Here is a 23470-nt window from a genome sequence, read left to right as displayed (position 1 = left end):
CCCGTCGGAGGCGGTGCCCGCGCGGGTCACGCCCGTTCGGCGCGCAGGGCCTCGCGGATGCGGGTCCGCCCGCTGGTGCGCAGCAGCGCCCCGGAGTACACCCGCCCGCCGACGCGGAGGATCAGCACGATCGTCACGAGCATGAGGACGACGGCCACCAGCACCTGCCACGGCGCCGCCTCCCCGGCCGCCTGGCGCACCGGCATGACCAGCGGCGAGAGGCCCGGCACGTAGGAGGTGACCGTGGCCAGCGTGCCGCCGGGGTCCCCGGCCGCCTGGATGGCGACCACGAAGCCTCCGACGAGCAGCATGGACGCCGGCGTGAGCACGCTGCCGAGGTCCTCCTGCCGGCTGACCAGCGAGGCGGCGACGGCGAAGACGCAGGCGTAGAAGGCGTAGCCCAGCACGAACCAGGCGACCACGGTGGCCACCGTGCCGACCAGCTCCCCGGGGACGTCGACGAGGTCCAGCGCCAGCGCCGCGGTCACGCCCACCACGCCGATGACCACGATCTGCCCCAGGCCGAGCAGCCCGAGGCCGAGGACCTTGCCGGCCAGCAGCTGCCAGGGCCGCATGGTGGCCAGCAGCAGCTCCACCACCCGGCTGGCCTTCTCCTCGACGACGCCCTGGGCGACGAACTGGGCGAACAGGATGAGCAGGCCGTAGAGCACGACGACGCCGATGACCGCCACGACCACCTGCTGCCCGTCGTCGGCCGACCCGTCGAGCGTCGTCACCGCCACCTCGGGCAGGGCCGGCAGCTCCACCCCGGCCGCCAGCAGCCGGTCGGAGACCGCAACGGCGCTGACCGCCCCGGAGACCAGCGCCTCCAGCGTCGCGTCCCGGCCGCCGAGCAGCAGCTCCGGGGTGGGGCCGGCGCCGTCGAGCAGGGCGCCGTCGACCTCCTCGGCCGCCACCGCGGCCCGCGCCGCCGCCTCGTCGGGCAGGTCGACGAGCTCCACGTCCAGGCCGACCGAGCCGGCCTGGGCCGCCACGGCCGGCCCGAGCCGCCCGTCGTCGGCCACGACGGCCAGCCGGGCGGTCTCCGACCCGGTGTCCACCGCCACCTGGAAGGCCATGAGCCCCAGCAGCAGGACGACGATCACGACGGAGCTGACGATGAAGTTGCGGTCGCGGATGCGGCTGGACACCTCGCGCGCGGCCACCAGCCGCACCAGCGCGGCGCTGCCGGGGTCGACGGGCCGGGGGGCGGTCACGTGGCGACCTCCCGGCCCGGGGTGGCGACGGCCTCGCGGAACAGCTCGACCAGCGTCGGCTCGCGCCGGGCGAAGTGGGTGACCCGGCCGGTGCGCAGCGCCGCGGCCAACACCGCCTGGTCGTCCCCGCCGGCGCCGAGCTCGAGCAGGGTGTCACCGGCGTGCTCGGACACCACCCGGACGCCGGGCAGCCCGGCCGCCCAGCCCGCGGGCGCGTCGGGGACGACCACGCGCAGCAGCCCACCGTCCTCGCGGCGGCGCAGCTCGGCCACCGGGCCGGTGGCGACCATGGTGCCGCGGGCGAGGATGCCGACGGCGTCGCAGAGCCGCTCGACGAGGTCCAGCTGGTGGCTGGAGAAGACCACCGGGACGCCGTCGCGGACCTGCTCGAGCAGCGCCTCGGCGAGCGCGTCGACGCCCACCGGGTCCAGGCCGGAGAACGGCTCGTCGAGGATGAGCACCTCGGGCCGGCCGACGAGTGCCGCGGCCAGCTGCACCCGCTGCTGGTTGCCCAGGGAGAGCTTCTCCACCGGGTCGCGGCGGCGCTCGCCGAGCCCCAGGCGCCCGGCCCAGTGGTCAGCGGCGCGGGCGGCCGGTGCGGCGTCCAGGCCGTGCAGCCGGGCCAGGTAGGTCAGCTGCTCGGCGACGCGCATCTTCGGGTAGAGGCCGCGCTCCTCGGGCATGTAGCCGATCCGCCGGCGCAGCGCCTGGTCCAGCGGTCGCCCCCGCCAGCGGACCTCGCCGGTGTCGGCGCGGGCCAGGCCCATGGCGATCCGCATCGTGGTGGTCTTGCCGGCCCCGTTGGCGCCGCAGAAGCCGAACATCACCCCCGGTGCGACGGTGAAGGAGACGCCGTCGAGCACCCGGTCGGGCCCGTAGCTCTTGGACAGCCCGTCGAACTCCAGCACGCGCGCTCCCTCCGGACGTGGACCGGGCGCCGACGCTAGCGGGCACGGCGCCCGGCGATCCCCGCGCGCGCCGGCTGTGGTCACCACAGTCTGATCTGCGGACCGGCCGCGTCCGGTGTCTCATCAGGGTCATGAGCCAGGAGAACGTACCGGCGCAGCCGCCGACCGGGGTGGGACTGGACGGGCTGCGCACCGCCGCGGCCGGCTGCCGGGCCTGCGAGCTGTGGGAGCCGGCCACCCAGACCGTCTTCGGCGAGGGGCCGGAGACCGCCCGCGTCGTGTTCGTCGGCGAGCAACCCGGTGACCAGGAGGACCGCAAGGGCGAGCCGTTCGTCGGCCCGGCCGGCCGGCTGCTGGACCGGGCGCTCGGGGACGCCGGCATCCAGCGCGGCGACGCCTACATCACCAACGCGGTCAAGCACTTCCGGTTCACCCCGACGCCCAAGCGGCGGCTGCACCAGACGCCCGGGCCCGAGCACCTGCGCGCCTGCCGCCCGTGGCTGGAGGCGGAGTTCGCCGTCCTGCAGCCGGAGGTCGTCGTCTGCCTCGGCGCCACCGCGGCCAAGGCGCTGATCTCCCCGTCGTTCCGCATCACCAAGGAGCGCGGCCAGCTACTGCCCTGGACCCCGCCGGGCGCGGACACGCTGTTCGCCGCGGCCGACGTCGACGAGGACGCCCCGCACCAGACCTGGATGCTGGCCACCACGCACCCCTCGGCCATCCTGCGGACGCCGGACGAGACCCGACCGGCCGCCTACGACGCGCTCGTCGCCGACCTGAAGGTGGTCGCCCACGCCCTGGCCTGAGCGGTCGGACGGCGCGGACCGGGCGCACCGGGTAGGACGGTGGCATGGACCGCGTCTACACCGCCGAGGCCACCGCCAGCGGCGCCCGCACCGGCGACGTCGCCTCCTCCGACGGCCGGCTGGAGCTCCAGCTGTCCCGCCCTGAGGAGATGGGCGGGGACGGCGGCCCGGGCACCAACCCCGAGCAGCTGTTCGCCGCCGGCTACGCCGCGTGCTTCCACAGCGCCATGCGCTTCGGGCTCAAGGAGCTGGGGCTACCCCCGTCGGCGCTGGAGGGCTCGTCGGTCACCGCCGCGGTGCACTTCCTGCGGGGCGAGCCGGGCGACTTCGGGCTGGCCGTGGACCTCTCCGCCCGGCTGCCGCAGCTGGACGAGGAGCAGGCCCGGCAGCTGATGGAGAAGACGCACACCGTCTGCCCGTACTCGCGGGCCACCGCGGGCAACGTCGAGGTCGGGCTGCACGTCGTCCCGACGTCCTCGTAGAAGGACCCCGTCCCCCTCAGCCCTCGCACGCTCGGGACGAGCCTCTGGACGGGGCCGCGGGGGCCCGCTCAGCCGCGGGCAGAGGGCTGGGCGGACCGGGAGGCGCGGAAGGCCCAGAACGACGGCACGGCCAGCGCGACGACGACCATCGCGGCGACCACCAGCACGCCACCGGACACCATCGCCACGGTGACCCCGGCGGCGCTGGCCACCGCACCGGCGCGCAGGTCACCCAGCCGCGGGCCGCCGGCGACCACGACGAGGAAGACGCCCTGCATCCGGCCGCGCATCTCCTCCGGCGCGGCCAGCTGCAGCATCGAGGAGCGCAGCACCGCGCTGACCATGTCCCCGGCGCCGGCCACGGCCAGGCACAGGACGGCCAGCCACAGCGTGGGTGCCAGCCCGAACCCGACGACCGCCACACCCCACACCGCGATGGCGGCCATGACCACCGCGCCCTGGCGGTCCACCCGGGACACCCAGCCGGAGGTCAGCCCCATGAGCAGCGCGCCGATCGAGATGCCGGCGAACAGCCAGCCCAGGGCGGCGGGCGAGCCGGCGAAGCGGCCCTGGGCGAGCTCGGGGAAGACCGCCTGCGGCCAGGCGAACAGCATCGCGACCACGTCGACGACGAAGGTCATCAGCAGCACCGGCTGGGTGCGCAGGAAGGCGAAGCCCTCGCCCACGCCGCGCACCGCGGCCCCCAGCCGCAGCGGCCCGGCCGCCCGTCCCGGGGGCAGCGGCGGCAGCCCGCGCAGCAGCCAGACGGCGACCAGGAACCCCAGGGCGTCGAGGGCGTAGGTCACCGGCAGGCCGCCGAGGGCGATGAGCAGGCCGGCCAGCAGCGGGCCCGCGATGACGCCCACCTGGCGCACGGTCATGGCCAGCGCGTTGGCCGCCGGGACGCCCGCGTCACCGACGATCGCGGGGATGACCGCACTGCGGGTTGGCTGGTTGACCGCGACCAGCCCGGACATCGCCGCGGTCAGCACCCACAGCAGCGCCAGGTGCCCGCCGCCGGGCAGCAGCGCCTGGCCGGCCAACAGGACGGCGGTCACCGCCGAGCCGACCCCGGTGACCAGCAGGAGGCGCCGGCGGTCCATCGCGTCGGCGATCGCCCCGCCGAGCAGGCCGAAGACGACCAGCGGCACCAGCGCCACCACCGAGGTGACCCCGACCATGAGCGACGAGCCGGTGAGCGCGTAGACCTGGTAGGGGACGGCGACCAGCGTCATCTGCTGGCCGAGCATCGTGGCCGCCACGCCCCAGAACAGCCGGCGGAAGTGCGGGTTCCGCAGCGGCGTGGTGTCGATCGCCCAGCCGCGGCGGGGCGCGGCGGGTGGCACCGGCTGCTCGACCGGGCCGCCGCCCTCCACCGGGTCGACCGGGGAGGTCACCGGCCCACCGGGTGTGCACGCGTCGTCGTCCGGCCCGGCTCCGGGGCGCGGTGCGTGCACGCGCGCGGCGCCCTCACGGGGCGAGCCGCTGGACCGACCAGGCCCCGCCCTCCCCGTCCCCGCGGACGAACCTCAGCCGGTCGTGCAGCCGGTCGGCGCCGCCCTGCCAGAACTCCACGGCGTCCGGCACCACCCGGTAGCCGCCCCACGCCGGCGGGCGCGGCAGCTCCTCCCCCGCCGTCTCCGCGTCCAGCCGGCGCAGCCGGTCGACCAGCTCCTCGCGCGAGTCGACCGGCGTGGACTGGACCGAGGCGGCGGCGGCCAGCTTGGCACCGCGCGGCCGGGGCTCCCACAGGTCGTCGGAGGCGCGCTCACCCACCCACTCCACCCGGCCGGTCACCCGCACTTGGCGCTGCAGGGCGTGCCACGGGAAGACCAGTGCGGCGCGCGGGTTGGCCGCCAGCTGGGCGCCCTTGGCCGACGCGGAGTTGCTGACGAAGACGAAGCCCGCCTCGTCGTAGCCCTTCACCAGCACGATCCGCGCGTCCGGTGCCCCGTCCGCGTCGGCGGTGGCGACGACGACCGCGTTCGGCTCCGGCAGCTCGGCGGCGACCGCGTCGGCGAACCAGCGGTCGAACTGCTCCACCCAGGTGGGGGCGAGGTCCTCCTCGCGCAGCCCCCGGGTCGAGTAGTCCCTGCGCATGCGGGAGAGGTCGGGCACGACGGCCATGGTCCCACCCGGCGCGCACCGGACCGGCGCCGCACGCCGGGCCGCCGCCCCGGGTGACCCGGGCGCGCCGGGTGCGCCTAGGGTCGCAACCGCAGTCGCCCCGGTCCACCGCCGCGGGCGGGTCCCGCGCGCAGAGGAGCATGCGAGATGGCCGACGACTTCGTCCCCGGCCTCGAGGGCGTCATCGCCTTCGAGACCGAGATCGCCGAGCCCGACAAGGACGGCGGCTCCCTCCGCTACCGCGGCGTGGACATCGAGGACCTAGTCGGCACGGTCACCTTCGGCAACGTGTGGGCCCTGCTGGTCGACGGGAAGTTCGGGCCCGGCCTGCCGCCGGCCGAGCCGTTCCCGATCCCCGTGCACAGCGGTGACGTGCGCGTCGACGTCCAGGCCGCCCTGGCGATGCTCGCCCCGGTGTGGGGCTACCGCCCGCTGCTGGACATCTCCGCCGAGGAGGCCCGCGACCAGCTGGCCCGCGCCGCGGTGATGGCGCTGTCCTACGTGGCGCAGTCCGCCCGGGGCATCGGCGTCCCGGCCGTGCCGCAGTCCCGCGTCGACGAGGCCGCGACCATCGTCGAGCGCTTCATGGTCCGCTGGCGCGGCGAGCCCGACCCCCGCCACGTCGCCGCCGTCGACGCCTACTGGACGTCGGCCGCCGAGCACGGCATGAACGCCTCCACCTTCACCGCCCGCGTCATCGCCTCCACCGGCGCCGACGTCGCCGCCGCCATGTCCGGCGCGATCGGCGCGATGTCCGGCCCGCTGCACGGCGGCGCCCCCTCCCGGGTGCTGCACATGCTCGACGGCGTCGAGGAGAGCGGGAACGCCGAGACCTACGTCAAGGGCCTGCTCGACCGCGGCGACCGGCTGATGGGCTTCGGCCACCGCGTCTACCGCGCCGAGGACCCGCGCGCCCGCGTGCTGCGCCGCGCCGCCGAGGAGCTCGGCGCGCCGCGCTTCGAGGCGGCGCTCGCGCTGGAGCAGGCGGCGCTCGCGGAGCTGCGGGAGCGGCGTCCGGACCGGCCGATCGAGACCAACGTGGAGTTCTGGGCGGCGATCGTCCTGGACTTCGCCGAGGTACCCAGCCACATGTTCACCTCGATGTTCACCTGCGCCCGCACCGCCGGCTGGTGCGCGCACATCCTCGAGCAGAAGAACACCGGCCGCCTGGTGCGCCCGGCGGCCCGCTACACCGGCCCGGACCCGCGCCGGCCCGAGGACGTCGAGGGCTTCGACACCATCACCACCAAGGCCGTCACCGAGGTCGCACCCTAAGAGGACCACCCTTCCCCCCACGCCTCGCAGGCTCAGGCGGAGGGCCCCTGAAGGGTGGCCGGTCCCAGTACGTCACCCCGAGAGGCACTTTCCGGATGAGCATCACCGTCCCCGCCGAGATGTTGCCGGCGGACGGCCGGTTCGGCTGCGGCCCGTCGAAGGTGCGCCCCGAGGCGCTGCAGGCGCTGGCCGCCAGCGGCGCCACGCTGATGGGGACCTCGCACCGGCAGGCCCCGGTCAAGGGCCTGGTCCGCCAGGTCCGGGAGGGCCTGACCGAGCTGTTCGACCTGCCCGACGGCTACGAGGTCGTCCTGGGCAACGGCGGGACGACGGCCTTCTGGGACGCCGCCACCATCGGGCTGGTCCGCGAGCGCAGCGCCCACGGCAGCTACGGGGAGTTCTCCGCGAAGTTCGCCTCCGGCGTGGCCGAGGCGCCGTTCCTGGCCGACCCGGTGGTCGCCCGGGCCGAGCCCGGCTCGCTGGCCCTGCCCACGGCCACCGACGGCGTCGACGTCTACGCCTGGGCGCACAACGAGACCTCCACCGGCGTCATGGCCCCGGTGCAGCGGCCGGCCGGCACCGACAACGCGCTGGTGCTCGTCGACGCCACCAGCGGCGCGGGCGGCCTGCCGGTCGACGTCTCGCAGACCGACGTCTACTACTTCGCCCCGCAGAAGTGCTTCGCCTCCGACGGCGGGCTGTGGGTGGCGCTGATGTCCCGCGACGCCCTCGACCGGATCGCGGAGATCAAGTCCTCCGGCCGCTGGGTCCCCGGCTTCCTGGACCTCTCCATCGCCGTCGACAACTCCGCCAAGGACCAGACCTACAACACCCCGGCGGTCGCCACGCTGTTCCTGCTGGCCGACCAGGTGCGCTGGCTGCTGTCCCTGGGCGGGCTGTCCGGGGCGGTCGCGCGCACCCAGGAGTCCGCCGGCCGGCTCTACGGGTGGGCCGAGCAGTCCGCGTTCGCGACGCCCTTCGTCGCCGACCGCGACCACCGCTCCTACGTGGTGGGCACGATCGACTTCGACGCCTCCGTGGACGCCGCCGAGGTGGCCCGGGTGCTGCGCGCCCACGGGGTCGTCGACGTCGAGCCCTACCGCAAGCTGGGCCGCAACCAGCTGCGGGTGGGTACCTTCCCGGCCGTCGACCCCGAGGACGTCAGCGCGCTGACCGCCTGCATCGACTTCGTGGTCGAGCGGCTGTAGGCGCCGTGGGCCTGCGCCCACCCGCCTGCGTCACGCGCGGTCCCGCACGGTGCGCCGGCTGCAGCCGCCGGGCGGGCCCCGCGCCACGCCGGGCCAGCCTGACCACGCCCCCGCGGCCACGCCGATAGCCTCGGTGCACGGGCACCGGTGTCCCAGGGCCGGTCCGCGCCGCACCGACCCGTCCACGCACCAGGAGGCGCCCATGCGCACGCTGCGCCTCGTGGGCCTCTCCGACGACGGGCAGCACCTGGTCCTGGCCCTCGACGGCGCCGAGCCCGGCGAGGAGGACGAGCGCTTCGAGCTGCCGGTCGACGAGCGGGTCCGCGCCGCCGCGCGCGGCGACGCCCGCCGGCTGGGCCAGATCGACGTGGAGATCGGCGTGACCCTGCCGCCGCGGGTGATCCAGGCCCGCATCCGCGCCGGGGAGACCCCCGAGCAGGTCGCGCAGGCCTCCGGCATCCGCGTCGAGCGGATCCTGCGCTTCGCCCACCCGGTGCTGCAGGAGCGCGAGCGGGTGGCCGAGCAGGCCCGGGAGGCGCGGGTGCGGCTGTCCGACGGTGCCCCCGCCGTCCCGTTGCAGCAGTTCATGTCCGAGCGGCTGCGGCTGCTCGGCGCCGACCTCGACGCCGTCCGCTGGGACGCCCACCGGGCCGGTGACGGCATCTGGCACGTCACCGCCGCCTGGCAGGCCGGGGCGAAGAACGGCGTCAGCCGCTGGGCCTACGACCTCGCCGCGCGCACCGTGGCACCGGTCGACGCCTCCACCACCGACTTCGCCGAGGGCACCCGCCTGGTGCGGGTGGTCCCGCACGTGCCCGTCGAGCGGCCCGCGCCGGTGCGCAGCCGACCGGTCGCCGTCGTCCCCGACGACGACGCGCCCGCCCCGGCCTCCTCGCGGCTGGCGCGGACCGGGGACGACCCCGACGGCGGGCGACCGGTGCCGCCCGGGGACGGGTCCGGGACCCGGCGCGGGGACACCGGCCCCGGCCCCGCCGCGGACGACGAGGACGTCAGCGAGCACGACACCGTCGTCCTCGGCCGCCCGGGCGGGGACGACGACGAGGACCCCCGCGCCCGCATCCCGGCGTGGGAGGACATCGTGTTCGGGGTCCGCCGGCACCGCTGAGCCGGGCCGTCTTGCGCCGTCCTTGCGGGTCGCCTGCGGCTCCCTCGTGCTCCGCGCTCCCCATCGGGTGATCTCACGTCCAGTAGCTGGTCAGGCACTTCCTGCTGCCCCATGGTCGTCCCTGACCGACACCGGACGAAGGGACGACCTGCATGAACGCAGGACAACGGAGGCAGGGGGCATGGCGGCGCCCCGCCGCACGTGCCGCCGCCGTGGCGATGGCCTCGGCGACGCTGGTGGGCGTGGGGGTGACCCCGGCCGGCGCGACCGCGCCGGACGCACCCCTGGTGCCCGTGATCGTGGAGGGCGCGGCCGACGCCGCCGCAGCGGAGGTCGAGCGCCTCGGCGGGGTCGTCGACCGGCGCCTGTCGATCCTCGACGGACTGCACGCACGGGTGCCGGCCGCCGGCATCCCGGCGCTGACCCGGGTCGACGGGGTCCGGGCGGTGACCCCGGACGGTGAGCTGGTGGCCCTCGAGGACGAGTGGGGCGACGACGACACCGGGGAGGACGAGCAGGCCTCCCGGGCCACCGGCCAGTGGCAGGCCGGCCACGACCTGGGCTCGACCTACACCATCGCCAAGGCCGTCGGTGCCGAGAACGTCTGGAGCCAGAACGACCCCCGCAACGGCGACCGGAAGCTCACCGGGTACGGGATCGGCGTCGCGCTGATCGACACCGGCGTCACCCGGGTGCAGGGTCTCGACGGCGACCGCAAGGTGGTCAACGGACCGGACCTGTCGCTGGACTCCCAGGCCGCTGGCACCCGCAACCTGGACGGCTACGGGCACGGCACGCACATGGCCGGCATCATCGCCGGGCGCGACGGCTCCGGAGGCGACGAGGACGGGGAGGACGGCGAGGACGGGGAGGACGGCGCCCCGAGCCTGCACACCCCCTTCACCGGCATGGCCCCCGACGCGAAGATCGTCAACGTCAAGGCCGGCGCCGCCGACGGTGCGGTCGACGTGTCCCAGGTCATCGCCGGGATCGACTGGGTGGTCACCAACCGGGCCAGCCACAACATCCGGGTGCTCAACCTCTCCTACGGCACCGAGTCCACGCAGTCGCCACTGCTGGACCCACTGGCGCACGCGGTCGAGAGCGCCTGGCGCGCCGGCATCGTGGTCGTCGTGGCCGCGGGCAACGACGGCGAGCAGGGGCCGCAGCCGCTGGACATGCCGGCCATCGACCCGTTCGTCATCGCCGTGGGCTCCAGCGACCACCGCGGCAGCGACAACCGCGACCAGCACGTCGTGGGCGCCTGGACCAACTCCGGCACCACTGCCCGACGGCCCGACCTGCTCGCGCCGGGCAAGTCGGTGGTCAGCCTGCGGGTGCCCGGCTCGTTCGCCGACATCGGCCACCCCGAGGGTCTGGTCACCGGTGACACCTCGGGCCGGATGTTCCGCGGCTCCGGCACCTCGCAGTCCGCGGCGGTCGTCTCCGGCGCCGTGGCCCTGCTGGTGCAGGCCAACCCCCGGCTGACGCCCGACCAGGTGAAGGGTGTGCTCAGGGCCAACGCCGACCGGCTGCGGGCCGACAGCAGCCCGGTCCAGGGGGCCGGGGTCCTCGACGTCAAGGGCGCCTACGAGCAGGTGAAGAGCGGCCGGGTGCCGAGCTACACCCAGTCGTTCCCGCGCTCCACGGGCCTCGGGTCGCTGGAGCTCGCCCGCGGCGGCAGCTCGATCGCCGACCCGGCCAACGGAGTGCTGCTGACCGGCGAGCGCGACCTCTTCGGCAAGGCCTGGGACGCGCGCAGCTGGGCGGCGGCCTCCACCGCCGGCACGGCCTGGAAGTACGGCGTCTGGCGCGGCACCCAGTGGGCCGGCAAGGGGTGGGTCAGCAGCACCCAGTGGGCCGGCACCACCTGGACCGGGACCACGTGGGCCAGTGTGGCCTGGGCCGATCACGAGTGGAGCCGCATGCGGTGGCGGGCCGACGAGTGGCAGCGCATGCGCTGGCGGGACGACGACTGGTCGCGGATGCGGTGGCGCAGCGACGACTGGAGCCGGATGCGCTGGCGGACCGCCGAGCAGTGGTGAGCTGACGGCAGCAGGGCAGGGGCGGGGGTCTTCCGAGACCCCCGCCCCTGCCGCGTCTGCCCCCACCGGGTGAGGACCCGCGGCCCGCCTCAAGCCCCGGCGCGGCGCGGCCGATCTCCGGCACGAGGGACCACCTCGGAGGACGGGAGGCGACATGGCGGAGTCAGCACGGCGGCGCGGGGTCGCCGTCGCCCTGCTCACCGCGCTGCTGGCCGCCGGGGCCGTCGCGCTGGTGGCCGGGCCGCTGCACGGCGTCGGCGCGGCCGTGGGCAGCCACGAGCTGCCCTGGTGGGCGCTGGTCCCGCTGTTCGCGGCCACCGAGCTGCTCACCGTGCACCTGCTCATCCGGCGGGAGTCGATCTCGATCTCCTTCGCCGAGATCCCCCTCGTCCTCGGGCTGGCCTTCTGCGCCCCGGCCGGCTACGTCCTGGCCAGCGTGCTGGGCTCGGCGATCGGGCTGGCGCGGCACCGCCGCTTCGGTCTGGACCTGCCCTTCAACCTGGCCCTGTTCGGCCTCGAGGCCGCCCTGGCGCAGACCGTCTACCACGCGGTGCTCGCCGACGGCGACCCCACCGGCAGCCGGGGCATCGCCGCGGTCCTGCTCACCATCCTGGTCGGCCACGCGGTCAGCGCGACGGCCCTGGCCGCGGTCATCTTCCTGACCACCGGCCGGTTCGAGGGCCAGGACATGGCCCGGACCGTGGCCTCGGCCGTCATCGCCGGCGTGGCCAACAGCAGCGTCGGGCTGCTCGTCGTGGTCCTGGTCGTCACCCACCCCGGCGCCCTCCCCCTGGTGGCGGTGGTGGTCGCCACCCTCGCCGCGGCCTACCGCGCCTACTCCGTCCTCAGCCGGGGGCACGCCCGGCTGGAGTCCCTGTACCGCTTCACCGACCGCATTGGCGGCGCCGTCCGCACCGACCGGGTCGCCGAGGCCGTGCTCACCGAGGTCCGCGACGAGCTGGCCGCGGAGTCCGCCGAGCTGGTCCTGCTGCCCACGGCCGAGCAGCCGGGCACGCACCTGCGGCTGGCCGGCGGCAGCGTCGTTCCCGTCCCGTTCGACCCGACGCCGGCCTGGTGGACTCCGGCCCTGGACGGCGAGGCCGTGCTGCTGCCCCCGGGCGGGACCGCGCCCGGGGACGGCATCGCCGCGCCGCTGCGGGTGGAGGACACCGTGGTGGGGGTGCTGCTGGTGACCGACCGGCCACCGCACCTGGACCCCTTCGGGGAGGCCGACCTGCGGCTGTTCGCCTCCCTGGCCAACCACGCGAGCCTGTCGCTGCACAAGGCGCACCTGGTGGACCGGCTGGCCGCCGAGGCCGCGGCCCAGGAGCACCGCTCGCTGCACGACCCGCTCACCGGCCTGCCCAACCGCCGGCACGTGCTGCGCCTGCTCCGTGCCCGGCTGGCCGAGCAGCCCCGCACGGCGGTCGTCATGGTCGACCTCGACGGCTTCAAGGACGTCAACGACGCCTTCGGGCACGCCACCGGCGACCTGCTGCTGTCCGAGGTCGGCCGGCGGCTGGCCGACCGGTTCGGTGCCACCTCCGTGGCCCGGCTGGGCAACGACGAGTTCGCCGTCCTGGTGCCCGGCGTCGCCGACGTCGAGGACGCCCGCACCCGGGTGGTCGGGCTGGTCGGCGCCCTCTCCGTCCCGTTCGCCGTCCACGGGCTCACCGTCGACGTGCGGGTCAGCGCTGGACTGGCCGTGGCACCCGAGCACGGCGACGACGCGGCGAACCTGCTGCAGCACGCCGACACCGCGCTCTACACCGCCAAGCAGCGGCGCCGCGACGTCGAGGTGTACGACAGCGCCGCCGACCGGGCCAGCCACCGCGTGCGGATGACCGGCGACCTGCGCGACGCCATCGCCGCCGGGACGCTCACCGTGCACTACCAGCCCAAGACCGACCCGGCGTCCGGCCGGGTGAGCGGCGCCGAGGCGCTGGTGCGCTGGGAGCACCCGGAGCACGGCGCGGTCAGCCCGGAGGAGTTCATCCCGCTCGCCGAGCAGACCGGGCTCGTCCGCCCGCTGACCACGCTGGTCCTCGACACCGCCCTGGCGGCCTGCGCACGGTGGCGCCGGCAGGGCCACGCCCTCGGCGTGGCCGTCAACCTCTCCACCCGCAGCCTGACCGACACCGGGCTGCCGGCCCAGGTGGCCGAGGCGCTGCGGCGCGCGGGACTGCCGCCGGCCGCGCTGACGCTGGAGATCACCGAGACCGCCGTCATGGCCGACCTCGCGCGGTCGGTGGCGGTGCTGCAGGAACTGCACGCCCTCGGCGTCCGGCTGTCGGTCGACGACTTCGGCACCGGGCAGTCCTCCCTGGCCTACCTCAAGCTGCTGCCCGTCCACGAGATGAAGATCGACCGGGCCTTTGTGCTCGGCCTGGCCGACGACCAGGGGGACGCCGCCATCGTGCGCGCCGCGCTCAGCCTCGGGCGCGCCATGGGGCTGGAGGTCGTCGCCGAGGGCGTCGAGGACGCCGCCGCGCTCGTCCTGCTGGCCGAGTGGGGCTGCGACCTGGTGCAGGGCTACCACGTCAGCCGGCCGCTCCCCCCGGCCGCGTTCGAGGCGTGGCTGCGCGCCCGCCACGTCCGCGAGCCGGTGGGCGCCGGCCGGCGCACGCCGACCGCCTGACCGGCGGCCCCGGAGGGTGACGGCGGCCTCCCGCCGGGCAGGTGTCCTGCTGCCCAGCAGGGGTAGGACGAGGTCATGTCAGCCTCGGTGTCCATGCCCCTCGGCGGCGTGCAGGTCGGCTCCTTCGACAGCTACGAGCAGGCCCAGGCAGCCGTCGACCACCTCTCCGACCAGAAGTTCCCCGTCGAGAACGTCACGATCATCGGCTCCGACCTGCGCCAGGTCGAGCGGGTCACCGGCCGGCTCACCTGGGGCCGGGTGCTGGCGGCCGGCGCGGCCGGTGGCGCCTGGTGGGGTCTGTTCGTCGGCCTGCTGCTCGGCCTGTTCGCCGTCGACGGCGGTGCCTGGGTCAGCTCCCTGCTCACCGGCCTCCTCATCGGGCTGGTGTTCGGCGCCCTGTTCGCCGCGATCGGCTACAGCGCCACCCGCGGCCGGCGGGACTTCACCAGCACCAGCGCAGTGGTCGCCAACCGCTACGACGTGATGTGCAGCCCCGCTCGCGCCGAGGAGGCCCGGGCGATCCTGGCCCGCTTCTCGCTCCGCTTCTAGCGCAGGGCCGCGAAGGCGACGGCGGCCGCTGCGGCGACGCCGAGGGAGTCCACCCCGGCCCGCATCGGGATGCGTGCGCGCACCCGCGCGGCATGCTGGGCGGTCGGGGTCAGCCCGGGCCCCTCCGCGCCGAGCAGCACCGCGGTGCGCGGGTGTGCGCGCGGGTCGACGCCGGCCAGGTCGACGGCGTCCGCGGCCGGGGTGAGCGCGACGGTCAGGTAGCCCGCGTCGTGCAGCCGGGACAGCCCGCCCGGCCACTCGGGCAGGACGGCGAACGGCAGGGCCAGCACGTGCCCCATCGACACCCGCACCGACCGGCGGTAGAGCGGGTCGGCGCACCGCGGGTCCAGCAGGAGGCCGTCCACGCCGAGGGCCACCGCCGAGCGGGCGATCGACCCCAGGTTCTCCGCGTCGTTGAGCGCCTCGAGCACGGCCAGCCGCCGGGGCGCGGCCGGGTCCGGCCCAGCCAGCAGCGCGTCGAGGTCCGCCGGTGGGCGCCGGTCGGCCGACGCGAGCACGCCCCGGGTGAGCCGGAAGCCGACCACCTCCGAGAGCACCCACTTGTCCGCCTCGTAGGCCGCGACCCCGTCCGGCAGGCCCAGCGCCGCCACCCGGCCGGGCACGCCGAGCACCGCCCGCACCCGGTAGGGCGAGGCGAGCAGCCGCTGCACCGCCGGGACGCCCTCGACGATGACCGGGCCGGTGCCGCGTGCGGTGCCCGGCCGCCGGTCGCCGGCCACGAGGTCGCGGAAGTCGGCGACCCGCGGGTCGGCCGGGTCGGCCGGGTCGGTGATCGTCTCGGGGGCGGCGGGCACCCGCCGATCCTGCCAAGCCCCCCGGCGGGCGCCCGCGCCGTCCGGGCCGCAGGATCGACGGCGTGCCCTCCCCCCACACCGTCGTCGGCGGCGGCATCGCCGGCATGGCCTGCGCCCGCGTCCTCGCCGGGGCCGGCGTCCCCGCCCGGGTGCTCGACCGCGGCCGCCGCCCGGGCGGTCGGATGGCGTCGCGCACCCTGCACGACCGCACCGTCGACCTGGGCGCCTCCTACCTGACCGCCGAGGAGGGCTCGCCGTTCGCCGCGGTGGTGCGCGACTGGGTGGACCGCGGCGTGGCCCGCCCGTGGACCGACACCTTCGCCGTCGCCGGGCCCGACGGGCTGCGGTCGACCACCACCGGCCCGGTCCGCTACGCCGCGCCGGGCGGGACCCGCTCGCTGGTGGCCGACCTCGCCTCCGGGCTGGACGTCGAGAGCGGCCGCACGGTCACCGCCGTCGGCCCCGGCCCACAGGTGGACGGCGAGGACGTGCCCGCCGTCGTCCTGGCCATGCCCGACCCGCAGGCCCGCCGGCTGCTCGACCCGGCCACGGCCGCCCGGCTGCTCGACGACCGGCCGTGGGAGCCGTCGCTGGCCGTCGTCCTCGGCTGGTCGCGGCGGCACTGGCCGGCCGACCTGCACGGCGCCTTCGTCAACGACGACCCGGTGGTCAGCTGGGTCGCCGACGACGGCGACCGACGCGGGGACGGCGCACCGGTGCTCGTGGCGCACACCACGGCGGAGTTCGCCGCCGGGCACCTGGCCGACCCGGACGCCGCCGCCGCACCGGTGGCGGCCGCCGTCGGCCGGGCGCTGGGCGTCGACGTCCCGCCGGAGTGGACGTCGGTGCACCGCTGGACGTACTCACGTCCGGCGCAGGCGCGCTCCGAGCCGTTCGGCCTGGTCGACGGGATCGGCGCGTGCGGCGACGGGTGGGCCGCGCCGTCGCGGGTGCAGGCCGCCTGGACCTCCGGCACTGACCTCGGCCTGGCGCTCGCCGCAGCCCGCTGACCCACCCGGCCCCACCGGTGTCTTGACCCAGCGCAGTGAACTCACCTAGCGTTGAGTTCATCAGGTGTTGAGTTCTCCGGAGGTCATCATGGACGACGCCGTCACCGTCTCCTCCCTCGTCGTGCACCGGGGTTCCCGGGACGTGCTGCGCGGGCTGTCGTTCGGCGCGCCACCGGGGCAGGTCACCGGCCTGCTCGGGCCCAGCGGAAGCGGGAAGACGACGCTGGTGCGGGCGGTCGTCGGCGTGCAGCGGGTGCGCGCGGGCACGGTCACCGTGCTCGGCCTGCCGGCCGGCTCCCCCGCCCTGCGGGCCCGGGTCGGCTACGTCACCCAGGCGCCGAGCACCTACGCCGACCTCACCGTCCGGGAGAACGCGCGGCACTTCGCCGCCCTCTACGGCCGAGCCGCCCGCGCCGCCGACGCGGCGCTGGCCGACGTCGGGCTGGCCGACGCCGCCGGGCAGCTGGTGCGCGACCTCTCCGGCGGCCAGCGGGGTCGCGTCTCGCTGGCGTGCGCCCTCGTGGGCCGGCCGGAGGTGCTGGTCCTCGACGAGCCGACCGTGGGGCTGGACCCGGTGCTCCGCGTGGAGCTGTGGGCCCGCTTCCGCGCGCTCGCCGCCGAGGGCACCACCCTGCTGGTGTCCAGCCACGTCATGGACGAGGCGGCCCGCTGCGACCGGTTGCTGCTGCTCCGCGAGGGCGAGCTGCTGGCCGACTCGACCCCCGCGCGGCTGCGCGCGGAGTCCGGCACCGAGGACCTCGAGGAGGCCTTCCTGCGGCTGGTCCGGGCCCGCGAGGAGGTGGCGGCGTGACCACCGCCCTCTCACCGCGGCTGACCGCGGCCACCAGCGGCCGGGTGCTGCGCCAGTTGCGGCACGACCACCGCACGGTCGCGATGATGGTGCTGCTGCCCAGCCTGCTGCTCGGGTTGCTGTACCTGCTGTGGGCCGACCTGCCCGCCCCGCCCGGGACGCCGGGCGTCTTCGACCGGGTGGGCCTGACGATGCTGGGGGTCTTCCCATTCGTCGTCATGTTCCTGGTGACCAGCACAGCCATGCTCCGCGAGCGCACCTCCGGCACCCTGGAGCGGCTGCTGACCACCCCGCTGTCCCGGCCGGCCCTGCTGCTCGGCTACGGCGCCGCCTTCGGGCTGGCCGCGGCGGCGCAGGCCCTGGTGACGGTGACGGTCGCGACCACCCTCTACGAGCTGGACCTCGCCGGGCCGCTGTGGGCCGTGGTGCTCATCGCCGTCGTCACCGCCGTGCTGGGGGTCGCGCTGGGGCTCCTGGCCAGCGCCTTCGCCCGGAGCGAGTTCCAGGCGGTGCAGTTCATGCCGGTGGTCGTGCTGCCCCAGTTCTTCCTCTCCGGGCTGCTGGTGCCGCGGGAGCAGATGGCCGGCTGGCTGCAGGCGGTCAGCGACGTCCTGCCGCTGACCTACGCCGTGGAGGCGCTGCGGGAGGTCGGGCGGTCGCCGGAGCCGACGGGCACCATGTGGGCGTACGTCGGCATCGTCGCCGGTGCGGCCCTGCTGGCCCTCGCCCTGGCGGCGGCGACCCTGCGGAGGAGGACCGACTGAGCCAGGCACGCCGGCGACCCACGGGCCGCCGTCCCGGCAACCCCGACACCCGCGAGGCGGTGCTGGCCGCGGCCCGCACCGCCTTCGCCGACCGCGGCTACGACGGCGCCTCCATCCGGGCGATCGCGACCGCCGCGGGCGTGGACCCCGCCCTGGTGCACCACTACTTCGGCACCAAGGATCGGCTGTTCCTGGCCGCCGTGCAGGCGCCGGTCGACCCCGACGAGTTCCTGCCCGAAGTGCTCGCCGTCGCCCCCGACCAGCGGGGCGCCGCGGTCGTGGGCGTGGTGCTGCGGGTCTGGGACGGGCCCACCCGGCCGGCGGTCCTCGCCCTGGTGCGCTCGGCGGTGAACCACGAGTGGTCGGCGCGACTGCTGCGCGAGTTCGTGCTCACCCGCATCGTGCGGCGGGTGGTGGGGTCGGTCGACGTGCCCGTCGAGGAGCGGGAGGGGCGGGGCGCGCTGGTCGCCTCCCAGCTGATGGGCCTGGTCATGGCCCGGTACGTGTTCCGGATCGAGCCGCTGGCCTCGGCGTCGCCGCCGTCGGTGGTGGCGGCGGTCGGCCCCACCGTGCAGCGCTACCTCACCGGCGACGTCGAGCTGCCGCACCCGCGCTGAGGTCGGCACCGGGGGCGGACGTGGGGCCGTCGCCGTGTGATCGAGTCGGCCGACCGGCCACGGGTCGCGGTCGGGCGCCCGGGTACCGGCATGGTTCCACCACACGACAGGAGGACAGTGCTGTGATCGGATTCCTCGTCGCCGGGCTCGTCATCGGGGCCCTGGCCCGGCTGATCGTCCCCGGCAAGCAGCGCCTGGGGCTGCTCGCCACGCTGGCCCTCGGGCTGGTCGGGTCGCTCATCGGCGGCCTGATTGCCCAGTTCTTCGGCACCGGCAGCATCTGGGAGCTCAACGTCCTCGGCTTCGTGCTGGCCGTGGTCGCCGCGGTCCTGCTGATCGGCGTGGCCGAGGGCGTCGCCGGAGGCGGCCGCCGCCAGCTCCGCTGACGCAAGCGCTCCCCGCGCTCAGCGGGGGGCGCGGGCCAGCTGGCGGCTCTGGGCGACCAGCCGGCCGGTGGAGTCCCAGATCCGGTAGTCCTCGTCCAGCCAGCCGCCGGCCACCTCGCCTGCCCGGGCCTCGGCCAGGCACCAGCCCGGCGCCGGCAGGGCGCGCACCAGCACCTGCAGCTGCACCGTCGGCGCCCAGCCGTACCGGCCGGTCGCCCAGCTGGTCGGCGGCAGGGCGTCGGCGAACAGCAGCAGCGCCAGCGGGTCGGGGTCGCGGCCGTCGGCCAGCCGCAGCCACCCGCGCACGACCGGTTCGGTCCCCGGCCGGCCCGCCACCCACCCGGAGGTGAGCGGGTCCAGCCGGGTCTGCACGTGCGTGCGCAGGCCCACCTCCCCGCCGCGGTCCGGGGGGGCCACCTCGTCCGGGGCCAGGCAGTCCTCGACCGGCGTCGCGGCCGGCGGCCCGACCGCGGACCACTCCGGCGGCCCGCCGCCCAGCGTCGCCGTCGTCACCTGGGCGGTCAGCGACGGGCCGGCCGCCCCGGCCAGCACGACCGAGGCGTGGGCCAGCGTGCGCCCCGCCGGGCCGGGGGTGACCGCCAGCGAGGCCGGGCCCGGGCCGGTGGCGGCCAGGAAGCCGGCCGACAGCGCCACCGGGTGCGGGTGCGGACTGCCCTCCAGGGCCGCCCGCGCCGCCACGGCGAGCAGGTAGCCGCCGTTGAGCACGCCGCCGCCGACGTCCCACCCCGGGTCCAGGTCGGCCACCAGCCCGCCGTCCCCGGTGCGGGTCACGGCGGTGGCGGCGTCGAAGGCGGACGGCGTCGGATCGGTCTGCGACACCCCGGGGAGCCTGCCAGGCTGGGGGCCGTGGAGTACACGCACCTGGGGCGCAGCGGCCTGTCGGTCTCCCGCCTCTGCCTGGGCACGATGAACTTCGGCTGGAAGACCGAGGAGGACGACGCCCACGGGATCATGGACCGGGCCCTGGCCGAGGGCGTCAACTTCTTCGACACGGCCAACGTCTACGGCTTCGAGGCCGGCAAGGGGCGCACCGAGGAGGTCCTCGGCAGCTGGTTCGCCCGCGGTGGGGAGCGCCGGGACAAGACGGTGCTGGCCACCAAGGTCTACGGCTCGATGACCGACTGGCCGAACGACACCTTCCTGTCCGCCCGCAACCTGGTCCGCGCCTGCGAGGCCTCGCTGCGCCGGTTGGAGACCGACTGGATCGACCTCTACCAGTTCCACCACGTCGACCTCCGGACGCCGTGGGAGGAGGTCTGGCAGGCCTGCGAGACGCTGGTCGCGCAGGGCAAGGTGCTCTACGTCGGCTCCTCCAACCACGCCGCCTGGCAGATCGTCGCGGCCAACGAGGCGGCCGCCCGCCGACACTTCACCGGCCTGGTCAGCGAGCAGTCGCACTACAACCTGCTCACCCGGCACGTGGAGCTGGAGGTGCTGCCGGCCGCCCAGCAGTACGGCGTCGGCATCATCCCGTGGAGCCCGCTGGCGCAGGGGCTGCTGGCCGGCGTGCTGGGCGACCAGGCCGGTGACCGCCGCCGCCTGGAGAGCAACCGCGAGCGCATCGAGGCCCACCGCCCGGCGCTGCAGGCCTACGAGGACGCCTGCCGGGACTGGGGCCTGGCCCCGGCCGACGTCGGGCTGGCCTGGGTGCTGCACCAGCCGGCGGTGACCGCGCCGATCGTCGGCCCGCGCACGATGGAGCAGTTCGAGGGCTCGCTGCGGGCGCTGGACGTGTGCCTGGACGACGCCCAGCTGGCCCGCCTGGACGAGGTCTTCCCGGGCTACCGGCCGGCGCCGATGGAGTACGCCTGGTGACGTAGGAGGACCACCCTTCCCCCGCCCCTGGAGGGCTGCCGTTCGATCACGTCGCCACCGGCCAGGTGGCGATGGGTTCGTAGCGGGGCTCGGGACCGAGGTGGCTCTGCAGCAGCTGCACCTCGGTCACCGGCCAGGGCGGTCCGCGGTAGCCGGCGAGCCGGTCGGGGAGGTCGCCGTCCGCCGGGCGGCCCGGCCGCCAGCGGCCGACGGTGAGGTGGGCGCGGAACGGCCGGTCCTCCACCAGCAGCCCCAACTCGCGGGCGGCCCCGGCCAGCCGCCCGGCGAGTGCGGCCGGCACGGCGCCGTCCCCGGCCACTCCCACCCAGAGCACCTGCGGACGGCGGCGCGAGCCGAACCGCCCGGCGCCGGCCAGCCGCAGCCTGGCCGGTGGGGTGTCCGCCACCGCGGGCCCGGCGGCGGCGACCACCCCCGCCACCCGGTCGGCGGGCACGCCGCCGAGGAACAGCAGCGTGAGGTGCCACCGGGCCGGCGGCGTCCACCGCGGTGCGCCGGGCTCCGCGCGCAGCGGCGCCAGGGTGCGGTCGAGGTGGTCCACCGCCTCGGCCGGCGGGGTCACCGCGACGAACAGCCGTGGTCCGGCCGCGGTCAGTCCGGCACCGCCAGGCCGGCGTCGGCGAGCGCGGCCTGCACCCGCAGCCGCTCGACATCCCGGGGGCGGCCGGGTCGGACCTCGTCCAGCGCGTGCGGCACCTCCAGCAACCGCGCGGCCTCGGCGAGGACGTCGTCGTAGGCCGCCTGCAGTCCCCGGCGCCGGGCCATCGGCGCCCCGGCGGGCACGGCGGCGAGCTGGCGGCCCAGCCGCCGCAGGTCGGCGGCGACCTGCTCGAGCGGACGGCCGGCCGGGGCGGCCCGTTCCTCGCGGCGACGGGCCGGTAGCGGCAGCCGCGCCGACCCGAACACCAGCCGGGCCAGCCAGCCCATGAGCGCGACCGCCCCCACGACGCCGCCGACGATCGCCGCCAGGTGCACCAGTGCGGTCCCCATGCCACCTCCACCACGACTCGGGAGTGGTGCACGTCACGGTACGACGCGGTGGGCGGGTCAGCCGGTGCCGCGCCCCCCGGGCGCCTCGGCGGCCGTCGGGACCGGTGCCCGCGGTGCCACGTGCAGCTGCAGCCGCGGGGGGACGACGTGTGCCTCCAGCCGCACCCGGCGGCCGCGCGACAGCCACACCGCCGCGGCGGTGCCGGCCAGCACCGCGACGGCGCCGCCGGTGACGAACCCCCACGGTGCGCCGAAGCGCTCGGAGATCCAGCCGATCAGCGGCGCGCCCAGCGGGGTGCCGCCCAGGAAGCAGGTGAAGTACAGCGCCATGACCCGCCCGCGCAGCTGCGGGTCCACGCCCAGCTGCACGAAGCTGTTGTTGGCCACGGCGAACAGCAGCCCGGCGGCGCCGGTGGGCACGAGCAGCACCGCGAACGACCAGAACGTGGGCATCAGCCCGCAGGCGATGGACAACAGCCCGAAGGCGATCGCCGCCAGGACCAGGAACCGCTGCAGCGGCCGGGCGCTGCGGCGGGCGGACAGGAACGCGCCGGACAGCGAGCCGACCGCGAAGCAGGTGGTGAGCAGGCCGAAGGCCTCCGCGCCGAGCCCGTAGACCTCGCGGGCCATGAGCGCGATGGTGACCTGGGAGTTGAACGTGAAGGTGCCCAGCACCAGCGCCAGCCCCATCGCCAGGCGCAGGTCCGGGCGGGACCACACGTAGGCCAGCCCCTCGCGCAGCTGACCCCGCCCCCGGGCGACCGGCGCGGTGGCGTGCAGCTCCCCCGGCCGCATGGCGAGCAGTGCCCCGATGGTCACCGCGAAGCTGGCCGCGTTGACCAGGAAGGCCGGGGCGGTGTCCCCGGAGGCCGCGCCGATGAGCAGCCCGGCCACCGCGGGGCCGACCAGCCGGGCGCCGTTGAAGATCGTGGAGTTGAGGCTGACGGCGTTGACCAGCAGGTCCGGGCCGACCAGCTCGGCGACGAACGCCTGGCGCACCGGGGCGTCCACGGCGGAGACCGAGCCCAGCGCGCCGGCGAGGACGAAGACGTGCCACAGCTCGATGCCGTCGGAGGCGACCAGCACCCCCAGCAGGAGGGCGAGCAGGCCCATGAGCGTCTGGGTGGCCACGAGCATGCGCCGCTTGGGGTAGCGGTCGGCGAGCACCCCGCCGTAGAGGCTCAGCACCAGCGTGGGGGCGAACTGCAGGGCGGTGACCACCCCGAGGGCCACGCCGTTGTCGCCGGACAGCTGCAGCACCAGCCAGTCCTGACCGATCCGCTGCATCCAGGTGCCGGTGAGGCTGACCAGGTTGGACGCGGCGTAGAAGCGGTAGTTGCGCACCCGCAGCGACCGGAACGAGCCGGAGCGGTCCGAGGGCCGGCTCACCCACTCGCCAGCTTGTCCACGATGCCCGCCGCCTCGCGCAGGACGGCCCGCTCCGCGGCGGTCAGCTGCGCGAGCACGTCGCTCAGCCAGGCCTCCCGGGCGCGGACCTCCGCCCCCAGCAGCTCCTCCGCGGCCGGCGTCAGGTCGATGACGACCTGCCGCCCGTCGGTCGGGTGCGGACTGCGCGTGACCAGGCCCATCGCCTCCAGCGCGACGACGACCCGGGTCATCGACGGCGGCTGGACCCGCTCGTGGCCGGCCAGCTCACCGGGGCTCATCGCGCCGTGCCGCTTCAGCGTGGACAGCGCCGCCAGGTGGGTCAGCGTGACGGAGCTGTCGACCCGCTGGTACCGCAGCCGGCGGGAGAACCGCATGACGGCCAGCCGGAGGTCGTGCGCCAGCTCCGCGGTGTCCGGCGTCGTCCCGCTCACGGTTGCCGAGCCTAACGAGACG

The 23470-nt window shown here is 76.1% G+C and carries 24 protein-coding genes; 14 read left to right on the top strand and 10 right to left on the bottom strand.

Annotation, left to right across the window (positions count from 1 at the left end; genetic code table 11):
• Positions 1-26: 26 nt before the first annotated feature.
• Both RTG05_RS03480 and RTG05_RS03475 read right to left on the bottom strand, forming a co-directional pair.
• Entirely contained in the window at positions 27-1217 is a 1191-nt protein-coding gene (locus RTG05_RS03480) for an ABC transporter permease (protein ID WP_166527477.1), read from the bottom strand.
• Entirely contained in the window at positions 1214-2125 is a 912-nt protein-coding gene (locus tag RTG05_RS03475; protein ID WP_166527476.1) for an ABC transporter ATP-binding protein, read from the bottom strand. Before RTG05_RS03475 ends, RTG05_RS03480 begins: the two co-directional genes overlap by 4 nt.
• A 131-nt stretch (positions 2126-2256) precedes the next feature.
• Here RTG05_RS03475 and RTG05_RS03470 point away from each other — a divergent pair, with 131 nt between their 5' ends.
• Positions 2257-2931 carry a UdgX family uracil-DNA binding protein gene (locus tag RTG05_RS03470; RefSeq protein WP_166527475.1) on the top strand — a complete coding sequence of 225 codons (675 nt, stop codon included), beginning with the start codon at positions 2257-2259 and terminating at the stop codon, positions 2929-2931.
• Positions 2932-2975: 44 nt separating this feature from the next.
• The gene (locus RTG05_RS03465; protein ID WP_166527474.1) at positions 2976-3413 is read left to right on the top strand and encodes an organic hydroperoxide resistance protein; all 438 of its coding nucleotides are present in this window, start codon (positions 2976-2978) and stop codon (positions 3411-3413) included.
• Between the two features lie 68 nt (positions 3414-3481).
• Here the strand turns inward: RTG05_RS03465 and RTG05_RS03460 are convergent, their stop codons facing one another.
• Positions 3482-4810, bottom strand: a complete 1329-nt coding sequence (locus RTG05_RS03460; protein WP_166527473.1) for an MFS transporter — start codon at positions 4808-4810, stop codon at positions 3482-3484.
• 73 nt (positions 4811-4883) lie between these two features.
• Complete coding sequence (pdxH, locus tag RTG05_RS03455; RefSeq protein WP_166527472.1) at positions 4884-5540, bottom strand: pyridoxamine 5'-phosphate oxidase; 657 nt, start codon at positions 5538-5540, stop codon at positions 4884-4886.
• Positions 5541-5687: 147 nt separating this feature from the next.
• Here pdxH and RTG05_RS03450 point away from each other — a divergent pair, with 147 nt between their 5' ends.
• The 6 genes from RTG05_RS03450 (at position 5688) to RTG05_RS03425 (ending at position 14381) form a co-directional block, all read left to right on the top strand.
• Entirely contained in the window at positions 5688-6815 is a 1128-nt protein-coding gene (locus tag RTG05_RS03450; RefSeq protein WP_166527471.1) for a citrate synthase 2, read from the top strand.
• Positions 6816-6910: 95 nt separating this feature from the next.
• Positions 6911-8023, top strand: a complete 1113-nt coding sequence (serC, locus tag RTG05_RS03445) for a phosphoserine transaminase (protein ID WP_166527470.1) — start codon at positions 6911-6913, stop codon at positions 8021-8023.
• Between the two features lie 202 nt (positions 8024-8225).
• Complete coding sequence (sepH, locus tag RTG05_RS03440) at positions 8226-9149, top strand: septation protein SepH (RefSeq protein ID WP_166527469.1); 924 nt, start codon at positions 8226-8228, stop codon at positions 9147-9149.
• 218 nt (positions 9150-9367) lie between these two features.
• Entirely contained in the window at positions 9368-11194 is a 1827-nt protein-coding gene (locus RTG05_RS03435) for a S8 family serine peptidase (RefSeq protein WP_315912561.1), read from the top strand.
• Between the two features lie 154 nt (positions 11195-11348).
• Positions 11349-13832, top strand: a complete 2484-nt coding sequence (locus RTG05_RS03430) for a putative bifunctional diguanylate cyclase/phosphodiesterase (protein WP_166527467.1) — start codon at positions 11349-11351, stop codon at positions 13830-13832.
• A 75-nt stretch (positions 13833-13907) separates the two neighbouring features.
• On the top strand, positions 13908-14381 hold the full coding sequence (locus RTG05_RS03425; protein ID WP_166527466.1) for a YflT domain-containing protein: 474 nt from the start codon (positions 13908-13910) through the stop codon (positions 14379-14381).
• On the opposite strand, the gene RTG05_RS03420 is transcribed toward RTG05_RS03425, so the two are convergent.
• The gene (locus RTG05_RS03420; protein WP_208104769.1) at positions 14378-15196 is read right to left on the bottom strand and encodes a TrmH family RNA methyltransferase; all 819 of its coding nucleotides are present in this window, start codon (positions 15194-15196) and stop codon (positions 14378-14380) included. The genes RTG05_RS03425 and RTG05_RS03420 overlap by 4 nt on opposite strands.
• Before the next feature lie 62 nt (positions 15197-15258).
• Between RTG05_RS03420 and RTG05_RS03415 the strand changes: the two genes are divergently transcribed.
• The 5 genes from RTG05_RS03415 (at position 15259) to RTG05_RS03395 (ending at position 18784) form a co-directional block, all read left to right on the top strand.
• Positions 15259-16206, top strand: coding sequence for an NAD(P)/FAD-dependent oxidoreductase (locus tag RTG05_RS03415; protein ID WP_315912284.1), 948 nt, complete (start codon positions 15259-15261; stop codon positions 16204-16206).
• An 88-nt stretch (positions 16207-16294) separates the two neighbouring features.
• On the top strand, positions 16295-17017 hold the full coding sequence (locus RTG05_RS03410) for an ABC transporter ATP-binding protein (protein ID WP_166527465.1): 723 nt from the start codon (positions 16295-16297) through the stop codon (positions 17015-17017).
• A complete protein-coding gene (locus RTG05_RS03405) occupies positions 17014-17781 on the top strand; it encodes an ABC transporter permease (RefSeq protein WP_166527464.1) in 768 nt (255 codons plus the stop codon). Before RTG05_RS03410 ends, RTG05_RS03405 begins: the two co-directional genes overlap by 4 nt.
• A gap of 59 nt (positions 17782-17840) precedes the next feature.
• Positions 17841-18398: a TetR/AcrR family transcriptional regulator gene (locus RTG05_RS03400; RefSeq protein ID WP_166527463.1), complete on the top strand. Its 558-nt coding sequence runs from the start codon at positions 17841-17843 to the stop codon at positions 18396-18398.
• A gap of 122 nt (positions 18399-18520) precedes the next feature.
• Positions 18521-18784 (top strand): GlsB/YeaQ/YmgE family stress response membrane protein, encoded by a 264-nt coding sequence (locus tag RTG05_RS03395; RefSeq protein WP_166527462.1) that lies wholly within the window; start codon positions 18521-18523, stop codon positions 18782-18784.
• An 18-nt stretch (positions 18785-18802) separates the two neighbouring features.
• Here RTG05_RS03395 and RTG05_RS03390 read toward each other — a convergent pair whose 3' ends face one another.
• Positions 18803-19624, bottom strand: a complete 822-nt coding sequence (locus tag RTG05_RS03390; protein WP_166527461.1) for a thioesterase family protein — start codon at positions 19622-19624, stop codon at positions 18803-18805.
• A gap of 27 nt (positions 19625-19651) precedes the next feature.
• Here RTG05_RS03390 and RTG05_RS03385 point away from each other — a divergent pair, with 27 nt between their 5' ends.
• Positions 19652-20620, top strand: coding sequence for an aldo/keto reductase (locus tag RTG05_RS03385; RefSeq protein ID WP_166527460.1), 969 nt, complete (start codon positions 19652-19654; stop codon positions 20618-20620).
• Between the two features lie 46 nt (positions 20621-20666).
• Here RTG05_RS03385 and thpR read toward each other — a convergent pair whose 3' ends face one another.
• From thpR to RTG05_RS03365, 4 genes are read right to left on the bottom strand one after another with little or no spacing between them, the layout of a single operon-like run.
• Complete coding sequence (gene thpR, locus RTG05_RS03380) at positions 20667-21212, bottom strand: RNA 2',3'-cyclic phosphodiesterase (protein WP_315912560.1); 546 nt, start codon at positions 21210-21212, stop codon at positions 20667-20669.
• A gap of 17 nt (positions 21213-21229) precedes the next feature.
• Positions 21230-21628: a hypothetical protein gene (locus tag RTG05_RS03375; RefSeq protein WP_166525604.1), complete on the bottom strand. Its 399-nt coding sequence runs from the start codon at positions 21626-21628 to the stop codon at positions 21230-21232.
• A 57-nt stretch (positions 21629-21685) separates the two neighbouring features.
• Positions 21686-23017, bottom strand: coding sequence for an MFS transporter (locus RTG05_RS03370; protein WP_166527459.1), 1332 nt, complete (start codon positions 23015-23017; stop codon positions 21686-21688).
• Positions 23014-23448: a MarR family winged helix-turn-helix transcriptional regulator gene (locus tag RTG05_RS03365; RefSeq protein WP_208104768.1), complete on the bottom strand. Its 435-nt coding sequence runs from the start codon at positions 23446-23448 to the stop codon at positions 23014-23016. Before RTG05_RS03365 ends, RTG05_RS03370 begins: the two co-directional genes overlap by 4 nt.
• Positions 23449-23470: the final 22 nt, after the last annotated feature.

The organism is Geodermatophilus sp. DSM 44513, from assembly GCF_032460525.1.
GTDB lineage: Bacteria > Actinomycetota > Actinomycetes > Mycobacteriales > Geodermatophilaceae > Geodermatophilus.
This window is presented reverse-complemented; position numbering and strand designations above follow the sequence as displayed.

Excerpts from the sequence above, each read along its gene's own strand:
- serC (WP_166527470.1), top strand. The coding sequence starts at position 6,911 with ATGAGCATCACCGTCCCCGCCGAGATGTTGCCGGCGGACGGCCGGTTC.
- sepH (WP_166527469.1), top strand. The coding sequence starts at position 8,226 with ATGCGCACGCTGCGCCTCGTGGGCCTCTCCGACGACGGGCAGCACCTG.
- RTG05_RS03435 (WP_315912561.1), top strand. The coding sequence starts at position 9,368 with ATGGCCTCGGCGACGCTGGTGGGCGTGGGGGTGACCCCGGCCGGCGCG.
- RTG05_RS03425 (WP_166527466.1), top strand. The coding sequence starts at position 13,908 with ATGTCAGCCTCGGTGTCCATGCCCCTCGGCGGCGTGCAGGTCGGCTCC.
- RTG05_RS03375 (WP_166525604.1), bottom strand. The coding sequence starts at position 21,628 with ATGGGGACCGCACTGGTGCACCTGGCGGCGATCGTCGGCGGCGTCGTG.
- RTG05_RS03410 (WP_166527465.1), top strand. The coding sequence starts at position 16,295 with ATGGACGACGCCGTCACCGTCTCCTCCCTCGTCGTGCACCGGGGTTCC.
- RTG05_RS03465 (WP_166527474.1), top strand. The coding sequence starts at position 2,976 with ATGGACCGCGTCTACACCGCCGAGGCCACCGCCAGCGGCGCCCGCACC.
- pdxH (WP_166527472.1), bottom strand. The coding sequence starts at position 5,540 with ATGGCCGTCGTGCCCGACCTCTCCCGCATGCGCAGGGACTACTCGACC.
- RTG05_RS03470 (WP_166527475.1), top strand. The coding sequence starts at position 2,257 with ATGAGCCAGGAGAACGTACCGGCGCAGCCGCCGACCGGGGTGGGACTG.
- RTG05_RS03430 (WP_166527467.1), top strand. The coding sequence starts at position 11,349 with ATGGCGGAGTCAGCACGGCGGCGCGGGGTCGCCGTCGCCCTGCTCACC.
- RTG05_RS03450 (WP_166527471.1), top strand. The coding sequence starts at position 5,688 with ATGGCCGACGACTTCGTCCCCGGCCTCGAGGGCGTCATCGCCTTCGAG.